This is a genomic window from Siminovitchia sp. FSL W7-1587 (genome assembly GCF_037963795.1).
Taxonomy (GTDB): Bacteria; Bacillota; Bacilli; order Bacillales; family Bacillaceae_C; genus Siminovitchia; species Siminovitchia thermophila.
Genome location: NZ_CP150169.1, coordinates 3,935,538 through 3,955,802, shown reverse-complemented (window position 1 = coordinate 3,955,802; position 20,265 = coordinate 3,935,538). Strand labels below are relative to the sequence as shown.

The 20,265-nt window shown below is 42.8% G+C and carries 17 protein-coding genes and 1 other annotated feature; of the genes, 5 read left to right on the top strand and 12 right to left on the bottom strand.

The genetic code is table 11. The annotated features are described in order from the left end of the window. Nucleotides 1-46: 46 nt before the first annotated feature. A complete protein-coding gene (locus tag NST31_RS18575) occupies nucleotides 47-2,695 on the bottom strand; it encodes a valine--tRNA ligase (RefSeq protein ID WP_339162539.1) in 2,649 nt (882 codons plus the stop codon). A gap of 98 nt (nucleotides 2,696-2,793) precedes the next feature. Beyond that, nucleotides 2,794-3,028 (bottom strand) — a binding site (T-box leader). 1,268 nt (nucleotides 3,029-4,296) lie between these two features. Between NST31_RS18575 and NST31_RS18570 the strand changes: the two genes are divergently transcribed. Then, nucleotides 4,297-4,431, top strand: coding sequence for a hypothetical protein (locus NST31_RS18570; RefSeq protein WP_339162537.1), 135 nt, complete (start codon nucleotides 4,297-4,299; stop codon nucleotides 4,429-4,431). Between the two features lie 213 nt (nucleotides 4,432-4,644). Continuing rightward, the gene (locus tag NST31_RS18565) at nucleotides 4,645-5,040 is read left to right on the top strand and encodes a hypothetical protein (protein ID WP_205178231.1); all 396 of its coding nucleotides are present in this window, start codon (nucleotides 4,645-4,647) and stop codon (nucleotides 5,038-5,040) included. Between the two features lie 147 nt (nucleotides 5,041-5,187). Here NST31_RS18565 and NST31_RS18560 read toward each other — a convergent pair whose 3' ends face one another. Beyond that, nucleotides 5,188-5,367, bottom strand: coding sequence for a hypothetical protein (locus tag NST31_RS18560; protein WP_205178232.1), 180 nt, complete (start codon nucleotides 5,365-5,367; stop codon nucleotides 5,188-5,190). Nucleotides 5,368-5,849: 482 nt separating this feature from the next. Between NST31_RS18560 and NST31_RS18555 the strand changes: the two genes are divergently transcribed. Together NST31_RS18555 and NST31_RS18550 are read left to right on the top strand one after the other, a co-directional pair. Continuing rightward, the gene (locus NST31_RS18555) at nucleotides 5,850-6,044 is read left to right on the top strand and encodes a hypothetical protein (protein ID WP_205178233.1); all 195 of its coding nucleotides are present in this window, start codon (nucleotides 5,850-5,852) and stop codon (nucleotides 6,042-6,044) included. 299 nt (nucleotides 6,045-6,343) lie between these two features. Continuing rightward, the gene (locus NST31_RS18550) at nucleotides 6,344-6,535 is read left to right on the top strand and encodes a hypothetical protein (RefSeq protein WP_205178234.1); all 192 of its coding nucleotides are present in this window, start codon (nucleotides 6,344-6,346) and stop codon (nucleotides 6,533-6,535) included. Between the two features lie 15 nt (nucleotides 6,536-6,550). On the opposite strand, the gene ysxE is transcribed toward NST31_RS18550, so the two are convergent. The 8 genes from ysxE to hemA all read right to left on the bottom strand — a co-directional run bounded on the left by ysxE (nucleotide 6,551) and on the right by hemA (nucleotide 15,451). Then, nucleotides 6,551-7,573 (bottom strand): spore coat protein YsxE, encoded by a 1,023-nt coding sequence (gene ysxE, locus NST31_RS18545; RefSeq protein ID WP_205178236.1) that lies wholly within the window; start codon nucleotides 7,571-7,573, stop codon nucleotides 6,551-6,553. A gap of 136 nt (nucleotides 7,574-7,709) precedes the next feature. After that, nucleotides 7,710-8,885 (bottom strand): stage VI sporulation protein D, encoded by a 1,176-nt coding sequence (gene spoVID / locus NST31_RS18540; RefSeq protein ID WP_205178244.1) that lies wholly within the window; start codon nucleotides 8,883-8,885, stop codon nucleotides 7,710-7,712. Nucleotides 8,886-9,206: 321 nt separating this feature from the next. Continuing rightward, nucleotides 9,207-10,496 carry a glutamate-1-semialdehyde 2,1-aminomutase gene (hemL, locus tag NST31_RS18535; protein WP_339162534.1) on the bottom strand — a complete coding sequence of 430 codons (1,290 nt, stop codon included), beginning with the start codon at nucleotides 10,494-10,496 and terminating at the stop codon, nucleotides 9,207-9,209. Nucleotides 10,497-10,508: 12 nt separating this feature from the next. Continuing rightward, on the bottom strand, nucleotides 10,509-11,492 hold the full coding sequence (gene hemB, locus NST31_RS18530; protein WP_205178255.1) for a porphobilinogen synthase: 984 nt from the start codon (nucleotides 11,490-11,492) through the stop codon (nucleotides 10,509-10,511). Nucleotides 11,493-11,494: 2 nt separating this feature from the next. Further along, complete coding sequence (locus NST31_RS18525; protein ID WP_205178257.1) at nucleotides 11,495-12,295, bottom strand: uroporphyrinogen-III synthase; 801 nt, start codon at nucleotides 12,293-12,295, stop codon at nucleotides 11,495-11,497. After that, nucleotides 12,292-13,224, bottom strand: coding sequence for a hydroxymethylbilane synthase (gene hemC, locus NST31_RS18520; protein ID WP_205178266.1), 933 nt, complete (start codon nucleotides 13,222-13,224; stop codon nucleotides 12,292-12,294). Before hemC ends, NST31_RS18525 begins: the two co-directional genes overlap by 4 nt. 28 nt (nucleotides 13,225-13,252) lie before the next feature. Continuing rightward, nucleotides 13,253-14,083 carry a cytochrome c biogenesis protein CcsA gene (gene ccsA, locus NST31_RS18515; protein ID WP_205178270.1) on the bottom strand — a complete coding sequence of 277 codons (831 nt, stop codon included), beginning with the start codon at nucleotides 14,081-14,083 and terminating at the stop codon, nucleotides 13,253-13,255. A 12-nt stretch (nucleotides 14,084-14,095) separates the two neighbouring features. Beyond that, nucleotides 14,096-15,451, bottom strand: coding sequence for a glutamyl-tRNA reductase (gene hemA, locus NST31_RS18510; protein ID WP_339162532.1), 1,356 nt, complete (start codon nucleotides 15,449-15,451; stop codon nucleotides 14,096-14,098). 757 nt (nucleotides 15,452-16,208) lie between these two features. On the opposite strand from hemA, the gene NST31_RS18505 reads away from it, so the two are divergent. Beyond that, nucleotides 16,209-16,697: a DUF5668 domain-containing protein gene (locus NST31_RS18505; RefSeq protein WP_339162531.1), complete on the top strand. Its 489-nt coding sequence runs from the start codon at nucleotides 16,209-16,211 to the stop codon at nucleotides 16,695-16,697. Between the two features lie 662 nt (nucleotides 16,698-17,359). On the opposite strand, the gene yihA is transcribed toward NST31_RS18505, so the two are convergent. Both yihA and lon read right to left on the bottom strand, forming a co-directional pair. Next, nucleotides 17,360-17,944 carry a ribosome biogenesis GTP-binding protein YihA/YsxC gene (yihA, locus tag NST31_RS18500; RefSeq protein ID WP_205178276.1) on the bottom strand — a complete coding sequence of 195 codons (585 nt, stop codon included), beginning with the start codon at nucleotides 17,942-17,944 and terminating at the stop codon, nucleotides 17,360-17,362. Beyond that, the gene (gene lon / locus NST31_RS18495; RefSeq protein WP_205178278.1) at nucleotides 17,941-20,265 is read right to left on the bottom strand and encodes an endopeptidase La; all 2,325 of its coding nucleotides are present in this window, start codon (nucleotides 20,263-20,265) and stop codon (nucleotides 17,941-17,943) included. The genes yihA and lon overlap by 4 nt, the downstream gene beginning before the upstream one ends.

Here is a 20,265-nt window from a genome sequence, read left to right as displayed (position 1 = left end):
TAAAAAGAACGTGAATCCGCATGGCGGATTCACCCTTCTTGCCCCATCATGTAGCTGATTTTAATTCCGCCATGCGTTCTTCAACCGCTGCTCGCTTGGCAAGATAGTCTTTCTCTTTGGCACGCTCTTCTTCTACAATGGCCTGCGGAGCCTTGCTGACAAACTTTTCATTGCTTAATTTTTTCTGAACCCGCTCCACTTCTTTGTTCCATTTATCCCACTCTTTTTCCAAGCGGGCAATTTCTTCATCAATATTAATCAGGCCTGCCAATGGGAGATAAAGCTCGACACCGGTTACGACCGCTGACATCGCTTTTTCGGGCGCCTTCATCCCCACCTCCATTTTAAGCTCCTCGGGGTTGCAGAATCTTTCGATATATATACGATTCTTTTCCAGGACGGAAAGTACTGTTTCATCCTTCGCTTTTAACAGGAGAGTGATTTTTTTGCTCATCGGAGTATTGACTTCCGCGCGAATATTGCGGACAGCGCGAATGATTTCCATTAGCGTCTTCATTTCACTTGCTGCCTGTCGGTCGGTCAAATGTTCATTTACTTGCGGCCAGGAAGCAACTGTGATGGATTCTCCATCATGTGGAAGATTTTGCCATATTTCCTCGGTAATAAATGGCATGAACGGATGAAGCAAACGCATCGTATGATCCAAAACGTACGCCAAAACAGAGCGTGTCGTACTTTTGGCAACCTCATCATTACCATATAATGGAACTTTTGCCATTTCAATATACCAATCGCATAAATCATCCCAAATAAAGTGATAAAGCACCCTTCCGACTTCGCCAAACTCATATTTATCAGAAAGTCTAGTCACCATTTCGATTGTGTCATGTAATCTTGTTAAAATCCACTTATCAGCGACCATCATTTCCTGCTCTAAATCTATGTCTTCATACGTAAAACCATCCATGTTCATTAAGGCAAAACGCGAGGCGTTCCATATTTTATTGGCAAAGTTCCATACAGATTCCACCTTTTCCATACTGAATCTGAGATCATGCCCCGGCGAGCTTCCCGTAGCAAGGAAGAACCGCAAAGAGTCCGCCCCGTATTTTTCAATCACATCCATCGGATCGACTCCGTTGCCGAGCGACTTGCTCATTTTACGGCCATCGGCATCGCGTACAAGCCCATGAATCAACACATCGTGGAAAGGTTTTTTGTCGGTAAATTTGAGCCCTTGGAAGATCATTCTGGAAACCCAGAAGAAAATAATATCGTATCCGGTCACTAAACAGTTGGTTGGGTAGTAGCGCTTATAATCGTTTGCATCCGTATCCGGCCAACCCATTGTGGAAAAAGGCCATAAGGCGGAACTGAACCAAGTATCAAGAACATCGTTATCTTGTTCCCAGTTTTCCTCATCCTCCGGCGCTTCATGACCGACATACATTTCCCCCGTTTGTTTATGGTACCAGGCCGGAATCCGGTGTCCCCACCAAAGTTGCCGGGAAATACACCAGTCACGGATGTTTTCCATCCAGTGCAAATATGTTTTTTCAAACCGGTCGGGTACAAAGTTGACTTTCTCATCCGTTTTCTGCAGTTCAACCGCCGCTTGGGCAAGAGGCTGCATTTTGACAAACCATTGGGTTGATAAGTAAGGTTCGACAACTGCCCCGCTTCGCTCCGAATGACCGACAGAATGCATATGCTCTTCAATTTTAAATAATATTCCTTTTTCCTGCAGGTCTTTGACGATTTGCTTTCGGCATTCAAACCGATCCATTCCTTGATATTGGCCGGCGTTTTCATTCATCGTTCCATCTTCGTTCATGACGAGGACACGCTCCAGATGATGTCTGTTGCCAATTTCAAAGTCATTCGGATCATGGGCAGGCGTAATTTTTACAGCACCCGAACCAAACTCCATATCGACATAATCATCGGCCACAATGGGAATTTCTCTTCCAATGATCGGCAGGATGACCGTTTTACCGATCAAATCCTTATAGCGCTCATCTTCGGGATGAACGGCCACCGCCGTATCACCAAGCATCGTTTCCGGCCTGGTTGTGGCAATTTCAATCGCCCCGGACCCGTCGGCAAGCGGGTAGCGCATATGGTAGAAAGCTCCTTGGACATCCTTATAAATAACCTCGATATCTGAAAGTGCGGTTTTAGTGGCAGGATCCCAGTTAATGATGTACTCGCCGCGATAAATAAGGCCTTCTTCATACAAACGGACAAATACTTCCCGAACAGCTTTGGACAACCCCTCGTCAAGCGTAAATCTCTCTTTCGTATAATCGAGACCCAGCCCGAGTTTTTTCCACTGCTCACGAATAAAAGAAGCATATTCTTCTTTCCACTTCCACGTTTCCTCAAGAAATTTTTCCCGCCCCAAGTTGTAGCGGTTTTTTCCTTCTTTTCGAAGCTGTTCCTCTACTTTCGCCTGTGTGGCAATCCCTGCGTGATCCATTCCGGGAAGCCAAAGTACATCATATCCTTGCATTCTTTTCATCCGTGTTAAGATATCTTGTAATGTGGTATCCCACGCATGCCCTAAGTGAAGCCTGCCCGTTACATTCGGCGGCGGAATGACAATTGTATAAGGCTCCTTTTTATGATCATTTTTTGTTTCAAAGAATTTTCCGGAAAGCCACCAATCATAACGATCTTTTTCAACCTTCTGCGGATCGTATTTTGTGGCCATTTCCAGCTCCTTGTTTGACATATTCTCTTCCTCCTCTTATTGAATATGGTTGAATGGTGAAGTAGTTGTTGTGGCGAGCAAAGCTAACTCTTTCTTTTCACACAAAAAAACCCTTCGTAAAAAAGGACGAAGGGTTTTGTTTCGCGGTACCACCTTTTTTCCGGATAAAGGAATGAACATAAATCCGGCTCTCTAATATCGATAACGGCTCTTCACCGGCTTCCGTTACATGATAAAGTTCGCGGAAGCTGCTCAAGGGCGACATTCCATTGTCCTTGCTTAGGAAATCTTCCAGCTTTGATTCCCCTCTCTGAAAGCAGGATACAATATACTCTTCCCTGTCATAGCAATTGCTTATTATGTATTATAGTATGAAAATCGGTTGACAAAGTCAACTTTTCCATGGCCTCTTTTCACATTTTTTTCCGTTGCACATATTTTATTCAAAGGGGATTTTTCGGAGGTGGGACGCCACAGTTTTGCACTTGAAATTAAAGTTTATATAGCCTGAAGCGCTGGTACACCTAGTGTTTCAGGCTATTTTTATTTTATACATAAATTTATATAGCGAATCAAATGGGGGATTCGCATGTATCTAAAAAAACACGTCAAAAAAAACGGCCGTATCTTTTTGATGGCTATTATGATAAAGAAAAAGGACATTCCCGAACCATTACGATTGAGAAGGTTGGATATCTGGATGAACTGGAAAAGCAATATGAAGACCCCATCGTTTTTTTTAACGAGAGGGTTCAGATCCTTAAACAGAAAAAGGCGGAGCGATTATCCCCTATTTCCATGGAGTTTTCTCATGACGAAAAACTTATATACGGTCAAGACTAACGAAAAAAGTTCGGTTATGTTGTACTTAGTCAGACCTACCATGAACTCGAAATTGATAAGTTCCTTATGAACAAGCAACGTGGTTCAAAAATAGATTTTAGTAGTAATGACATTAAGAAACTCTTTTCAAGGCTGCTATATCCAGCCTCGAAGAAAAAACCTTTGAAAATAGAACACGATACTTTTAAAAGCAAAACTATTCATTGGATGATGTTTACCGTTGTTTATCCTTTCTTTATTAACATAGTTCAGCGCTACAGGTACGACTTAACGAACGTATTAACACCTGTATGGGCGTAAAAGCGATATTGTGACCATGACGTGACAAATTATTACTTTGAAACTGATAAAAATGATCATTTAAGAAAGAAAGGCGTATCCAAAGAACACCGGCCCAACCCTATTGTTCAAATGGGATTATTCATAGATAATCTGGGTATTCTCATTACCTTCGAGTTGTTCCTGCGTAATACGAACGATTGTCTAACATTTAGGCCGGGACTTTCACGAATCCAAAAAGAATATAATCTTGGTAAAATCATAGTTGTTGCCGATAAAGGCATGACCACTGGAGACAACATCTATTACACCCTGTCCGGAAAACATGGTCATGTATTTAGTATGTCGGTACGAGGCTGTACGAAGTGCCGATAAAGAGTTCAAAGAATATGTGGTGGATGAAGATGGTTACACGTGGTATGGCTCAGAGTATAAAAGAAAGTCGCTCTTTATCCCCGAACCATATACGTCACTTCAAAGAATGAGAAAAAGATAAAAAAGTGGTCTATGAAAAACAGGTGGTCTTCTACAGTGAAAAATATGCGAAAAAGGCAAAGGCAGACCGGGCAAAGGTCATCGCAAAAGCAATGGATATTATTCAAAAGCCCGGAAAATATTCTCGAGCGACTACCTAGGGTGCCGCTAGTTATATAAAGAATATAACGTTTGATAAGGAGACGGGTGAAATTCTTTCGCCAAAAACATTCCTTGAGCTTGATTTGGAAAAATTAAAAGCGGAAGAAGCTCTTGACGGCTACTATGCGATTGTAACAAGTGAATATAAAGAAACTGACGATCGTATTATCGATATTTATCGAGGATTATGGTAAATTGAAGAATCCTTTCGTGTGACCAAAAGCGATCTTGAAGCACGCCCTGTTTTTGTTTCCAGAGAAGAACACATACATGCGCATTTTCCAACTTGTTCCATCGCACTGACCAGTGCCAGGATTATTGAACTCAAGTTAAACCACAAATACAGTATTGGACGCATTCTAGAAAGTCTTTCTAATTCAGAGTGCACGCACTTGAAACAAAACTGCTACTTGTTTGATTATTTTGATGAAATCCTTAATGATCTCGGATCCATTTTTAATATTGATTTTTCCAAAAGAATTCGTTCCCTTGGTGAAATTAAAATCCGCTATGATTTTTTGCAAAAAACAACAGCCACAAACCCAGTATTTGCAAGGGTTCGTGGCTGTTTTCCATACATTATAACTGCAAAATTCAGGAGTATATAAAAAACCGGGGCTGACTAAAAAGTCCAACTTAGAGTAAAGGCGCTAAAACTTAAAACCCAAGAATGTTGATTTTACAGCATTCTTATGTTTTATTTTTTTGCTTTTCAAGCTCCAATATTACTTTTCGGACAGCCCCGGGAAGTGAAACTAATCGCGTTTATTTTTATCTTTGTTGTCCTCTTCATCGGTCAAAGCATCACGGATTCCTTCAAGCACCGTTTCGGAGATCGTCTCGGGCAAATTTTCCAACTCTTCCTCTACCTCTTTTACCTCTTCCGGTACATCCTCACCATTGATAATACCGAAACGGAATTTTTTCTTGCTCATGTTCATTCCTCCTTCAATAAAGTTAAATTATATTTAGTATACTCGCTAATTCTCAAAATTTCATTGACATTGGATTAGCACCGCATAGTTCTCTCACCTCAAAAGAGATATATACAGAATATTCTTTTAGGGTATGATCAATCCTAACGACCGAACTGGATAAGTTTGGTAAATATAAGGTATAACCGTGCGTAAGATCTCCACACGACTCACGGTCGCTCACCCTCCTATGTCTCTCCGGATCGGGAGTCCATACATTCCTTCGTCCTGCGTATCCATGAGATGGAGGCCAGATATGCTCCTTAGCTAGGTCATTTGCTCGAATGGAATAAATAAGCTCCGGCTCTGCACTATTGGTGTTTGTTTTGGGAATGAAGCAAGTAATCATTCGGGACAGCGGATTTGCGGATGAGAACCAGCGCAGCGCCGTTTAGCAGTGCTTCGAATATTTCGTAAGGCGAAGGGGCGAATGTTATCGTTCTTTGCTGCCGTCTGATGTTGTCGATCTGTTTCCGATGAGCGATATTCAGCAAGGGATGGTGTTTCACAACATGCGCCATGAAGGGTGCGGGCATTTATCACGACCAGTTTGTGTACAAAGTGTCGGTGCCCGGCCTGGAAGAGGAGAGGATTTGCGAAGCGATGGGCCGTTTGGTGGAGCGCCATCCAATGCTTAGAACCGGATTTTGTCTGACGGATTTCGCGGTTCCGGTCCAATTCGAAAGGGAGAGGATCGACGTAGAGGTGGAGGAAGTGAAATTGTCATATTAAAGCCTATAAAAATTATTTCCGCAAGAGAAATGAACTTCCTTAAGGGATTGAATTTACCACCGTCCTGTGCGCAATCGTGAAGCTTCCGCCGTACCTTTATAATATGAAAATCGTTGATAGAGTCAACTTTTGCATGGCCTCTTTTCACATTTTTTTCCGTTGCACATATTTTATTCAAAGGGGATTTTTCGGAGGTGGGACGGAAATGAAGAGAAGAATAAATCAACATACTTTCCAGTCATGGATAAGGACGTTTAAGGCTGTATGTAAACAACTCATTATCCCGTTTACCATTTTTCAGGCGATCCGCACAGTTTTGTTTCCGACTACTTTTGACGTGTTGTTGTTGACGGTTTTTATTGCGACCGCACTCGTTTATCATTATGAATTAATTTAATAATCCCCTTTCCAATTATGATTCGGAAGGGGGATCCTGCATTTGTCTTTCATATTCCTCCAGGCGCATAACGATATATTCCGTGTTTTTCATATACCAATATTGTCGTTGAAGTCCTTGAACACATCTTAATTCATGTTTCTCTTTTCCCGCAGAATAGTAGTTTTCCACTGTTTGATACATTTTTCCCGGCTGAGCTAAATAGCCTAAAAAAAGAAGCATTTCCTCTTTTCTAAAAGGAAAATATTTAAAATAGATGTGAAGCCAGTCAATACACTCATCAAACGCCTTCGGATACGTTTCCATCGTCCGGGCCAAAAAAGGGAGTAGATCGTGAATCGGCGATGCGGTTCCAGCTTTTTCAAAGTTTGTAAAATATCCAAAGCCGCTTTCATGGTATAGAAAATGTTCTGGCGATAATTTTCCGTGGATAATCACACTTCGGGCTTTTTTCTCATCCTCTGTCACTTCGTACCATTCTTTTAATTTTCCAATGGCGTATCTTTGGGCCAGGGCAATCTCATGGTAATAAGAACAAAAAAGCAGTTGAAAAGGAGACATATACCAAGGTTTTTCCGATCGCTCCACAAATTGTTCCAAACCTTCTTTTTCTTTTTCCCACCTTGACAGCGTTTGTTCATAATGTTCTTTTCGATCATCTGGTGAGACCTCCACTTCCCGGGCGGAAATGGTGTGGAGACGCGCCAACTCCCGAAACAGTTCCTGATTTTTCTTAAATTGTCCTTCTCTTTCTCTATTTTCCAACCAGGGCATTAAATAATACAAGCTGTTCCCAGACAACACAGCATACCTTCCATCCAATGCGGGATAAATGGGCACGATGCGATAATACCCTCTCTGGTACAAAAGCTGCACATACTTAAGAAAATCGATTCCCCGATTGGCGTTAATGCGCTTTAGTGCAAATTCACCTTTATCTGTGTAAATTTTATACACACGTCCAAACCTCTCGGCAAATTTCAAATTCAGGCCATAAAGGCCGGCAATTTCCTTGAGGCTCTTTACAGGATCGTCCATCGTTTCATCACCCGCTTACTGTGCGTATGGCCTATGGATTTGCATAAACCGGCAGGAATCTCTTCTACTAACAATCATTACATCCATAAAAACAAAAGGAGGACATTCCCCCGCATCGTCCTCCCCGCCTTTACCATTATTTTCTATAAGCTGTTTTTTCCGGTATATATAACACTTGCCCTTCATATAGCTCGTGCTCTGATTCTAGCTTGTTGGCTCTTAAAATTTGCTGAACACTGACTTCATACTTATCGGCCAGTCTTTCAATTGAATCCCCTTGTTGCACAAGACAAACTTTTATTTTTGCCGGTTCATCATCTTCTTTTCTGGAAAAGAAATCAGCGAAAGACATCGTATGATATTTCCCTTTCTTTTTCTTCGGCTTTTCTTTGTATTTAGGTTGGGCCTTATCGCTGCTTTCCTGACCGCTTGATTCGTAGGAGGAAGTTTCCTCGACCTTTTGCGGCGACTCTGTTGAAGATGAGGAGGACTCATCACTTTTTTCCATTTCTTTGAAAAACTTTTTTGCTCGCATCGCAAGTTCATCCATATCCATTTCCGGAAGGACAGGAAATGGGAACGGAAATGCCGGTTGATGCTGGAGATGTGCAGGAGGATCGGCCTCGTTGGAATCAGAAATGGATCTCGCCTCCGCAGTAAAAGGTTCATATAGACTGTCGCTTTCTGCAGAATGTTTACCAGCTTCCTCCTCCGTATCATTCCTGTTTATACTCTCTAGCGTCTCTTCCTCAGCATGTTGCAGTTGAATTTCAACTGCACCTTCCCCGCTTTCCTCATCAATATCGCTTTGTTCTTCATGTTTGTCCACGTAAGAACTTCTTTCTGGCTCATCCCCATCGTCCTTCTTAATTTGTTCCTCTCCTTGGGAATCATGTAGCCCATAAACAATGACTTCCGCGTCAATTTTCAAACAGGAATTCTCTGGAAGATCATAATCAAAACTTTCGACCTCTACAAATAATTCATCGACATTCGCTACTCGCTGTTTCGGGATGGTAATATCGACAGGAAATTGATGGGAAAATACGAAATCCCCCTCTTCACGTTCCTGAACTTGTATAAAATGACCTGTATCATCATGCGGCTGGTCTTCTCCATGCTCTGGTATAACCGGTTTATATTCTCCGGCAAGCCCCAAATATCCCCTTAAAAAAACGAAATCATCTTCTTCTAAAATGGATATATTCGGATCCAATGAAATTGACACAAGTTCATCGACTTCCTGTCCGCTTTGAAACAAAACGGATTCTTCCAATGAAAACTTGATGGACGATTGTTGTTGATCAGGCAAGACGGCTTCCTCCTTTCACTCCGTGCCAAAAATATAGCTCAATTACATCGTATGATTCTAAAAATGAAAATATGATGATGAAAAGTGAAAGTGAAGGAAGCTCTTGACAGTTGTTTTTCCAAGATGAAAAATCTGGATGCCTCCAATCGTCATAAGCAACCAATTCAATATACTAATTATAGTAAAAGCTAATCTGAAATGGCGGATTGCCAGATGTGCACCATGTAAACAGCCTGCATGTTACATGCTTTAGGCGGGCTTGGAGGCTCACATTTTATACTTTTTAACATACAAAAAAACCGGGAAGCAATCCCGGTTTTCCTATTTTGTAATCGCGACAAATGCCCGTTCAGCGGCATCCAGCGTCTTTTCAATATCTTCATCTGTATGGGCTGTGGATAAAAATAGTCCTTCAAACTGCGACGGCGGTAAAAAGATGCCGTTGTTGGCCATTTCTTTGTAAAAAGCAGCAAAGAGAGAAAGGTCGCTCGTTTTTGCTTTGTCATAGTTCGTAACCGTTTCATTTGTAAAAAAGAAGCCGATCATGGAACCCGCCCGGTTGACGGTATGCGGTATGTCGTATTTGCTTGCAACTTCCGTTAATCCTTTTTCCAACATTTCCGCTTTGCGGTTAAATTCTGTATATGCTTCTGGCGTAAGCTGAACAAGCGTTTCATATCCGGCTGTCATGGCAAGCGGATTTCCCGATAAGGTTCCCGCTTGGTAAATAGGCCCACTGGGCGCAATTTGTCTCATAATTTCGGCTTTTCCTCCGTACGCCCCAACAGGAAGACCCCCGCCAATCACTTTTCCGAGGCAAGTAATGTCGGGTGTGATGCCATAATAACCTTGTGCACAATGATAATCAACGCGAAAGCCTGTCATCACTTCATCAAAGATGAGTAAAGCACCATATTCCGTTGTCAATTCACGCAAGCCTTCAAGAAAACCTTCAACCGGCGGAACAACGCCCATATTGCCTGCGACCGGCTCCACGATAAGACCGGCGATATCTTCCCCATACTGTTCAAAAGCAACCCGTACACTGTCCAGATCATTGTATGGAACAGTGATAGTGTTTTTGGCTACCCCTTCCGGAACCCCGGGGCTATCCGGCAAACCGAGGGTGGCGACGCCAGAGCCCGCTTTAATCAAGAGGGAATCCCCATGACCATGGTAGCAGCCTTCAAACTTGATGATTTTATTCCTGCCAGTATAACCTCTTGCAAGTCTCAGTGCACTCATTGTTGCTTCAGTTCCTGAAGAAACCATGCGAATCACTTCGATAGAAGGAACACGTTCCTGTACAAGCTTGGCCAGTTTGTTCTCCACCAAGGTTGATGCCCCGAAGCTTGTGCCCTTCTCAGCCGTGTCTTTGATAGCTGAAACAACCCGTTCGTCGGCATGACCCAAAATAAGCGGCCCCCATGACAGCACATAATCGATATATTCGTTTCCATCAATATCGAAAATACGGGCTCCTTTTCCCCGTTCCATAAAAATCGGGTCCATTTCCACGGATTTAAATGCACGTACAGGGCTGTTTACACCACCTGGCATCAACGTTTCCGCTTCCTTAAATGCTTCCTTTGATCGATTGTAAGAACGCATCCATAAAACCTCCTATTTATCCTCTTGCAGCCATTTCACGGCATCTTTTGCAAAATATGTAATGATAATATCTGCTCCGGCCCGCTTAATGCTCGTCAACATTTCCAACACAGTTGCCCGTTCATCAATCCAGCCATTTTGGGCCGCGGCTTTAATGAGCGAGTATTCCCCACTTACGTTATAGGCAACAACCGGAACATTGAAGTTGTTTCTTACATCACGGATAATGTCAAGATAGGATAATGCAGGTTTGACAATTAAAAGATCTGCTCCTTCATCCATATCCGACTCTGCCTCACGAAGGGCTTCCAACCTGTTTGCAGGGTCCATTTGGTATGTTTTCCTGTCTCCAAATTGAGGTGTACTGTTGGCCGCATCCCGAAACGGTCCATAAAAGGCGGAGGAATATTTCACAGCGTAGGACATAATGGGCACATCCTGAAATCCGCTGTCGTCCAACCCCTTTCTAATAGCAGCAACAAAGCCGTCCATCATATTAGAAGGGGCAATGATATCCGCACCTGCTTTCGCCTGGCTGACCGCTGTCTGTACAAGCAATTCAAGACTGGAGTCGTTCAAAATCACACCGTCTTCGACAAGCCCACAATGGCCGTGATCCGTATATTCACATAAGCATGTATCGGCAACGACCAATATTTCAGGAGCATGCTCTTTGATCACACGGGTCGCTTTTTGAACAATTCCTTCGTCATCATATGCCCCTGTTCCACAGTCATCTTTTTCATCGGGTACTCCAAACAAAATAACCGATTGAATCCCCAGTGACACAAGTTCATCAATTTCATCCTTTAGCAAATCCAAGGAAATTTGCTCTACACCCGGCATCGAAGAGACTTCATTCCTTGTATTTACACCTTCCACGATAAAGAGCGGATAAATAAAATCTTCCGCATGGAGATGGGTTTCCCTCACCATTTTTCTTAAATTGGCGGATTTCCGCAGTCTCCGATGGCGTTTAAACTGAATGGGTTCCATTGCTATTCTTTCCTTTCTTTTTGTCCGTAAAATTGACACAGCTCATGAAACATCGAGTCGATTGTATAGTTTCTCGGACAAATTTTCACGGAAAATCCTTCTTCCTCGATCGCTTTTTTCGTCACTTTGCCAATGCTGGCCAAATTTATTTTACCAGCATGTTCGCGCAAATGATACTGATTCACCAATTTCATAAAGTGATGAAAAGTGGAAGGACTTGTAAAGCATGCCACATCCAACTGATTGTCCCGCAAAATTTGGACAAGCCTGGTGACATCCTTAGTCGGATAAAACGTTTCATAAACAATCCATTCGTCAGCGATGATACCTCGTCTGCGAAAATGCTCCGCAACTGTCTTGCTTGCCAAGTTTCCCTTTGGAATAAGCACTCGATTTGCGGTATATCCTTGTTGAAAAAATTCACGTCCAAAATCTTCAGCCGTATAAACGTTTGGCATAAATTCGGCTGAAATATGATAGCGTCTTAGTTCCGCTCTCGTTTTTTCTCCTACTGCCGCAAAGCGAATATGTTGTTTAACGAGTTCAAATGACTCGCGCCCATGTCCAATATGGCGAAAAAAGTATTTTACCCCGTTCCGGCTTGTAAAAATAATCCAATCATACCGATCGAGCGATCGAATAAAACATGGGGCATTCAAGTCTTCATACGGACGGAAGTCAATCAACGGCACCATGTAGGGAATTCCGCCGGCAGAAGCAACATCATGGCAAAATTTTTCTCCTTGCTCCCCGCCCCTTGTAATGAGGACATGCTTCCCTTTTAAGGGATGCCTTTCCATCATTGGTCCAGTTCCTTCTTAACTTTTTCAATCAACTCGCCGGCTCCTTGCTCCATCAAGCTTTCTGCCGCCTTCATACCCACCTTCACCGGATCTGTGCCTTTCACGATTTCATTATAAAGAAGTTTTCCATCAGGTGAAGCGACGAGAGCTGCCAGTTCAATCGTGTCATCTTCCAGGATTCTTGCATATCCGCCGATGGGGATTTGACAGCTTCCATCCATTTTATGAAGGAAAGCCCGCTCGGCATTGACTGCTCTGGCGGCTCTTTCACACGTTAGCTTCGCCAACTCTCGAAGCAATTCATGATCATCCTCACGGCATTCAATCGCCAGAGCTCCTTGCCCAATGGCCGGCAAACAAACATCAGGATCTAAGTACTCCGTGACAATCTCGTCATTCCATCCCATTCGAATTAATCCCGCGGCAGCCAAAATAATCGCATCATATTCTTCTGTTTCCAGCTTACTAAGCCTTGTATCAATATTGCCGCGTATCCACTTGATTTCTAGGTCAGGTCGCTGCGCAAGAATCTGGGCGCTCCTTCTCAAACTGCTCGTGCCAACGATAGATCCCGGAGGCAGTTCCTTCAGCTTGACATTCCCTTTTGAAATAAAAGCATCACGATGATCTTCTCGCGGGGGAATACACCCGATCATTAAACCATCGGGCAATTCTGCAGGCATATCCTTCATGCTGTGAACAGCCATATCAATCTCCCCATCGTACATGGCCTGTTCAATTTCCTTAATAAACAGCCCTTTTCCGCCGACTTTGGATAAAGTGACATCAAGGATGCGGTCCCCTTTAGTTACAATTTCTTTCACTTCAAACTCAAACGGGGCACCAAGTTGTTTCAGCTGTTCTTTCACCCAATTTGTTTGCGTCAAAGCCAACTTACTTCTCCTTGATCCAATCACAATTTTTCTCATTTATATTGCCTCCAAACGACATGAATATTTAAGAATCCCAATAATGAAATGTGGATAGTCGGCTGTTCAGGAAAAAGTTAATCAAGACCAGCAAAAAAGCCGCAGTGTTCCATAAAGCCAACTTCCGTCCATACAGTTGCTTTTTCATATGAAGATACAGTATAAGCCCATAAATGCCCAGTAAAGCAAAGGAACCGACTATTTTGGGATCATACCAATAAAAGACTGAGAGTTTCATAACCGCCCAGCGGAGTCCGAGGATTAAACTTAGTAAAAGCATTGGCACCCCAATGACATTTAACGCAAAGGAACTCCTTTCCAGCTTCGCCAAATCCGTTAATCGCCATAACTTCTTTTTCCATTTTTTCCTCTTCAACAAACGATATTGAAGCAGATACAAAATGGAAAAAACGAAAGAGATAGAAAAAGCTCCGTACGATAATATCGCCATCGTTATATGAATTAGGAGCAGTTCGGACATGAGCTGTTCCGCAGAAACCGCGAAGCTTTGCGCAGGCGCGAAAGCGTGAATCGCCATAAAAATAAAACCAATGATATTTGTAAAAAAAACAGTAAAGTCCACTTGAAATATTTTATGGATTGCCAGCGATAACGTAATGAGCACCCACGTATAAAAATACAATCCCTCAAACAGGGTCAGCACCGGAAACCTTCCCGCATGATACATATATATAAACAAAAAGATTGTTTGAAGAATCCAAACAATCGAAAGCAACCGGAAAGCAAGCCGGCTTGCCTCCCGGTTTTGTTGAACAAAATCAATAAAATAAAACAGGATAGATAAAGCATAAATCACAATGACAATTTCCGGGAGCCTCGCCAAAATCAATTCAATCATTGTATTTTTCCTCTATGAGTGGAGAGAAGGCAGAGCTGCCGCGAAGCGTATTTTTTTCTTATCCGAACTTTTTTCCGATTCCCGCTCGCCTTGCGCTTCCTCCACTATATCCAAGTCAAAAATTTGTTTGAAAAGAGCTATTTTTTGGGCAGCATCCCGTTCTCCCGAAAATTCCTTCACTTGCAAAATAGGATCTTTTAAAAGCTGATTAATAATGCTTTTCGTATGTTTACTCAATACTTTCCTTTCGCGATCCGTTAAATCTGGCAGTTTCCGTTCAATGCTTTTCATTGTTTCCGCTTGGATAGATAAAGCTTTTTCTCTTAGAGCGGCAATTACCGGAACGACTCCCAGCATGCTCAGCCACTCTTTAAAGTTTGAAAGTTCATGTTCAATCATTACCATGATTTTCTCTGCAGCAGCTTTCCGCTCAGCAAGATTTTCTTGGACAATTCCTTCCAAATCGTCTATATCGTATAAAAAAACGTTCTCCATTTGCGATATGGCAGGATCAATATCACGCGGTACGGCTATATCAACGAGAAAAAGCGGACGGCCTTTTCTCATTTTTTCCATTACAGTCATCATGCCGCTTGTAAGAATGTAATCTTTAGCTCCAGTCGAGCTGATCACAATATCCGCGTCCATGACAGTGCATTGGAGTTCCTTTAAGGATTTGGCATGTCCGGAAAATTGGTCGGCCAATGTTTTTGCCCGCTCAAATGTCCGATTGATAACCGTTACTTTTGTGGCACCATTAGAATATAAATTTTTAATGGCAAGCTCGCTCATTTTTCCTGCGCCAATAATTAACACATGCTTGTCCTGTAAGTGGCCAAACACTTTTTTGGCGAGCTCCACCGCGGCATAGCTTACCGATACGGCATTTGCTCCAATATCCGTTTCGGAATGGGCACGCTTGGCCAATGTAACCGCCTGCTTTAACAAATGGTTAAACACTGTGCCGGTTGCCCCGTTCTTTTGTGCCAAAAGAAAGCTGTCACGGATTTGTCCCAAAATTTGGGTTTCGCCGAGAATCATGGAGTTCAGACCACATGTCACTTTAAAAAGATGCTTGACAGCCGCGTCACTTTCATAAATGAATAAATGCTCTTCGAATTTACTTTTGTCGATTTGGAACCAATCAGACAAAAATTGCTTTATATAATAGCGCCCTGTATGAAGTTGATCCACCACTGCATACACTTCCGTCCGATTGCAGGTGGATACGATAACATTTTCCAGAATGCTTTTTCTGCCTTTTAACTCCAGCATGGCTGAAGACAAATCATTTTCGGCAAAAGCAAGCCTCTCCCTGATCTCCACGGGGGCCGTTTGATAATTTAATCCTACAACGATGATGTGCATATGAATATAGGCACCTCCATGTAAATGCTACTACAACTAGTATACCATTTAGATTAGAAGAATTCTAAAAAAGATGTGAACAGAAACCGAAATATGATATATTTAAGTGCGGAGACGACTGATCAGCCCCGACTAGCATAAGACAGACAGCACGGCGGCGTATTTTGCCGCACAGGCTGAATGACTCATGACCTCGAGGGGCTAGGAGCCGCAGCCGGATATATAAATGCGGAGACAAGCTGCTGATTTCATTCACCTCATGTACAAATTCCTCGAATAAACTTCGTGCTGCTTTGTGACTAGGTGAACGCTCTCCTGTATAGGAAGTGCCTTAGGAGCGCATTCTTCTCCGTTTCAGCTGAGATCTAGCTTTCCTTATGACTTCGACGGGCAATAAGCGCGTAGACAGGCTACCTGGCTTCTATCACATCGTGAAAGCTTCTACGATGAAGCTTGGCGACGAGGTGAACTCTGGATAAGCTTTGCCGAATAAGCGTGTATTCTTCCTGTATTCAGCGTGGCCGCAAAGTCGAATATATGATAGACTGTTGACTTCAATCCATCTTGGCGTCAATCACCGCAAGTGTATATTCGTCCCAGGGTTATGACCTAAAGGTATAGAGGGCGAAAACCAAACACCTTTACTGATAGGCTTGTGAACAAGCCTATTCACAAGTTATAATCCGGATTATTCCCTTAATGGAACATATCAAATAAACATACTGAAATCAATGAATTAGAGTTGGGTGTGAGTATTTTGACAAAAAAGGCAATTCTTTCCGGAATTACGTTTTTGGGCTTTGGCCTATACTTCCTGCTACAACAATATAATGTACAATTCTTTGACGGGTTATACACCTGGCCGACGCTCATCATCATTTTGGGCGTCGGTTTTATCACCCAGGCTTACAAGCAGAAAAATTACGAATTTATTTTGCCGGGCGTCGTCCTAACAGGTATTGGCATTCACTTTCATGTCATCCATAAGTTCGAGCTGTTTCAAGACCATGCCGGAGTGTTTCTTTTGCTTGTCTCTGTCGGGTTGTTGCTGACATATATTAAAACAGGATCAGGATTTATGTTGGGGTTGCTTTTTTTAATCGCCGCAACTCTCCTACTGTTTTTTGACCGCTTAACTCAGTGGGCAGCCGCCAAGGGTTATGATCTTTCAGTCGTTGAGAATTTTTGGCCCATATTCTTTATTGGTGTTGGATTATACTTTCTATTTCTCCAGCGAAAAAAATAGCAGCAGGAGCATATTCCAAATCAGCTGGTCGAGATAACCATTTTCTCCACAAGCTTTTTTTATATGCCCGAAAGTCAAAGACGCGTGATCTTTTCAATCAGTCAATTTCCGAGCAGCTCTATAACCAATTTTTGATGGCCAACAGATCAAAAGCCAAGCTGTAAAAAAGGCTGGGACATAAGCAAATACGAAATAGCAAAGGGGCCGGGACAAAACCCTGTAAAATGAAATAAACCACATGGAATCAAGTTTAAAAACCTTGATTTCATGCGGTTTATTCTCAAGATTTTACTACGTCAACATATTTCGCTTTCCGCAGGTCTCTTCAGCTTCCTCGGAAAGCAAAGGTCGCTTTCCTGCGGGATCTTCAACTCGAGCTATTCCCGCAGGAGTCTACCTATTTTGACTACGCTAAAAGCTTGCGTATGATACACTAGGACAATTGATCCCGCATGTAAGGCGCCGTAAGACTCCCACTTCAAAATCTTGAGTGAATACAAAAGGGCTAAGTGGGAGATAACGGCACCTAAATGCCGGATTCGTTTAACTAACATCAATAGGAGAGGGAAAAAAACGCCTACTGAATAAATTTACTTTATTGTTCGTTTTTTCATCAGCTGATTTTGTTGTGTCTCAGCCTCTGATCAGGAAAAAACTCTATCTTAATTTTGAAAATCTCCCAGTATTCCCCATACCTTATCCTTGCCTTCCCCTGTTTCCGAGGAAAAGACGATGATTTTGTCTTCCTGTTGCAGGTTTAACGTTTCTTTTGCCATTTTAACGTGTTTTTGCCACTTGCCCCTAGGGATTTTATCCGCTTTTGTGGCAATAACTATACAAGGCAGTTCATAATACTTTAAAAAGTCATACATGAGTACATCATCATCCATCGGGGGATGGCGCAAATCAATAATCAGCAGAACTGCTTTCAGCTCTTTTCTGCTCGTAAAATACGTTTCTATCATCTTCCCCCAGGCTTCCCGCTCTTTCTTTGATACCTTCGCATATCCATAGCCGGGAACGTCTACAAAAAATAGCTTTTCTTCAATTTTGTAAAAGTTTAACGTCTGGGTTTTTCCCGGCTTGGATGAAGTCCGGGCCAGGCTTTTGCGGTTGATCATTTTATTTATAAAAGAAGACTTCCCCACATTCGATCTGCCGGCAAGGGCAAATTCCGGCAGACCTTCATTAGGATATTGTTCCGGTTTTACGGCGCTAATGACGAGCTCTACATTGTTTACATTCATTTTGCTTCTCCTGTCAATGCCAATTCAAGCACTTCATCCATATGGGATACGGGATAAAATGTTAAAGACGCCCGAACACTTTCTGGAACATCGTCAATGTCTTTTTCATTATCCCTTGGTATTATAATCGTTGTCAGGCCTGCCCGGTGGGCGCCCATCGCTTTTTCTTTTACACCGCCGATTGGCAATACTCTGCCTCTGAGTGTAATTTCCCCTGTCATTCCTACTTCCTTTTTTACCTTGCGGCCAGTCAATGCTGACACAAGAGCAGTAGCAATCGTAATTCCAGCTGAAGGCCCGTCTTTAGGAACCGCTCCTTCCGGAACATGAATATGCACATCACATGTTTCGTGAAAGTCATCGGGCAATTTCAACTCTTCCGCTTTGGAACGGACATAACTAAATGCGGCTTGTGCCGATTCTTTCATAACATCGCCAAGCTTTCCCGTTAATATGAGCTTTCCTTTACCAGGTGTTAGCGTCACTTCGATTTGAAGCGTATCGCCTCCCACTGTTGTATAGGCAAGCCCGGTCGCCACTCCAATCTGGTCTTCCATTTCAGCTTGGCCATAGCGGTACTTTTTCTTGCCAAGTAAGTCCTCTAAATTTCGTACTGTGACAATCACCCGCTTCTTTTCCCCGGAAACAATCATTTTGGCGGCCTTTCGGCAGATTGAAGCAAGCTGTCTTTCCAGTTCACGAACGCCGGCTTCCCTCGTATAGTAACGGACGATGTTCCTCAAAGCCTCTTCCTTGATTTGCAACTGGCTTTTGGTTAAACCATGTTCCTTAATTTGTTTTGGTAATAAATGGTCTTTCGCTATATGAATTTTTTCGACTTCCGTATATCCAGCAATCGTAATGATTTCCATCCGGTCGCGCAATGGCCCCGGAATGGTTGCCAAATCATTGGCCGTAGCGAGAAACATCACATTGGAGAGATCGTATGTTTCTTCGATGTAATGATCGCTGAAAGTTTTATTTTGTTCCGGATCAAGCACTTCCAACATGGCAGAAGATGGATCTCCACGAAAATCATTGGACATTTTATCAATTTCATCCAAAAGAAAAACAGGATTTATGGTCCCCGCTTTTCGCATTCCCTGTATAATTCGGCCAGGCATCGCACCGACATAAGTGCGCCTGTGCCCTCTGATTTCCGATTCATCCCGAACGCCACCAAGCGAAATTCTCACAAAATTCCTTCCCATTGATTGGGCAATGGAGCGGGCCAAGCTTGTCTTACCGACTCCCGGGGGACCGACTAAACATAGAATCGGGCCTCTTAGTGATTTCGTCAATTGCTTAACAGACAAATACTCAAGCACGCGCTCCTTGACGTGCTTCAACCCGTAGTGATCACGCTCCAGAATTCTCTCCGCTTTATTGATGTTCAAATCATCCTTTGTTGCTTTCGTCCATGGCAAAGCGATAAGCCAATCCAAATAATTTCTTATAACCGAGCTTTCTGCAGATGTGGCGGGGACCTTTTCATACCTGTCCAACTCCCTGAGCGCGGCCATCTTGACATGCTCGGTCATTCCGGCTTTCTCAATTTTTTCGGTAAGCTCCGCAATTTCCCCGGTCTTCCCTTCTTTTTCGCCAAGCTCTTTTTGGATCGCTTTCATCTGTTCACGCAAATAGTACTCTTTTTGAGTCCTTTCCATGGATTGTTTGACCCGCTGACCAATCTTTTTCTCCAAATGAAGTACTTCTTTTTCATTGTGGATGATTTCAATCACTTTGGCGAGTCTTTCTTTCACATCAATCGTTTCTAAGATTTGTTGCCTGTCCTGCAGCTTTAATGGCAAGTGTGACACGATTATGTCAGCCATTCTTCCAGGCTCTTCAATATCAGAAACGGTCGCAAATGTTTCGGCCGAGATTTTTTTGGAAAGCTTGATATATTGCTCAAAATATTCAAGCATCGTTCTCATTAATGCTTGAATTTCAACATCTTTTTCTTCATCGTCCTTAAAAAGCTCCAAATCGGCTGCAAAGTAATTTTCCATCGAAACATACTTTTTCATTTCAGCCCGGGTAAGCCCCTCTACAAGAACGCGGATCGTTCCATTTGGCAGCTTGAGCATTTGTTTGACTTTCGTCAGCGTCCCCATTTTATATATATCGTCCTCACCGGGTTCATCAATGGATGTATCTTTTTGAGTCGTCAAAAAAATAAGATGGTCGGTGAGCATCGCCTGTTCCAATGCTTGTACGGATTGTTCCCTCCCGACATCAAGATGCAACACCATTGTAGGGAACACAAGCATTCCACGTAATGGAAGCAGGGGAACGAACGATTCTTTTTGTTTCGTCAC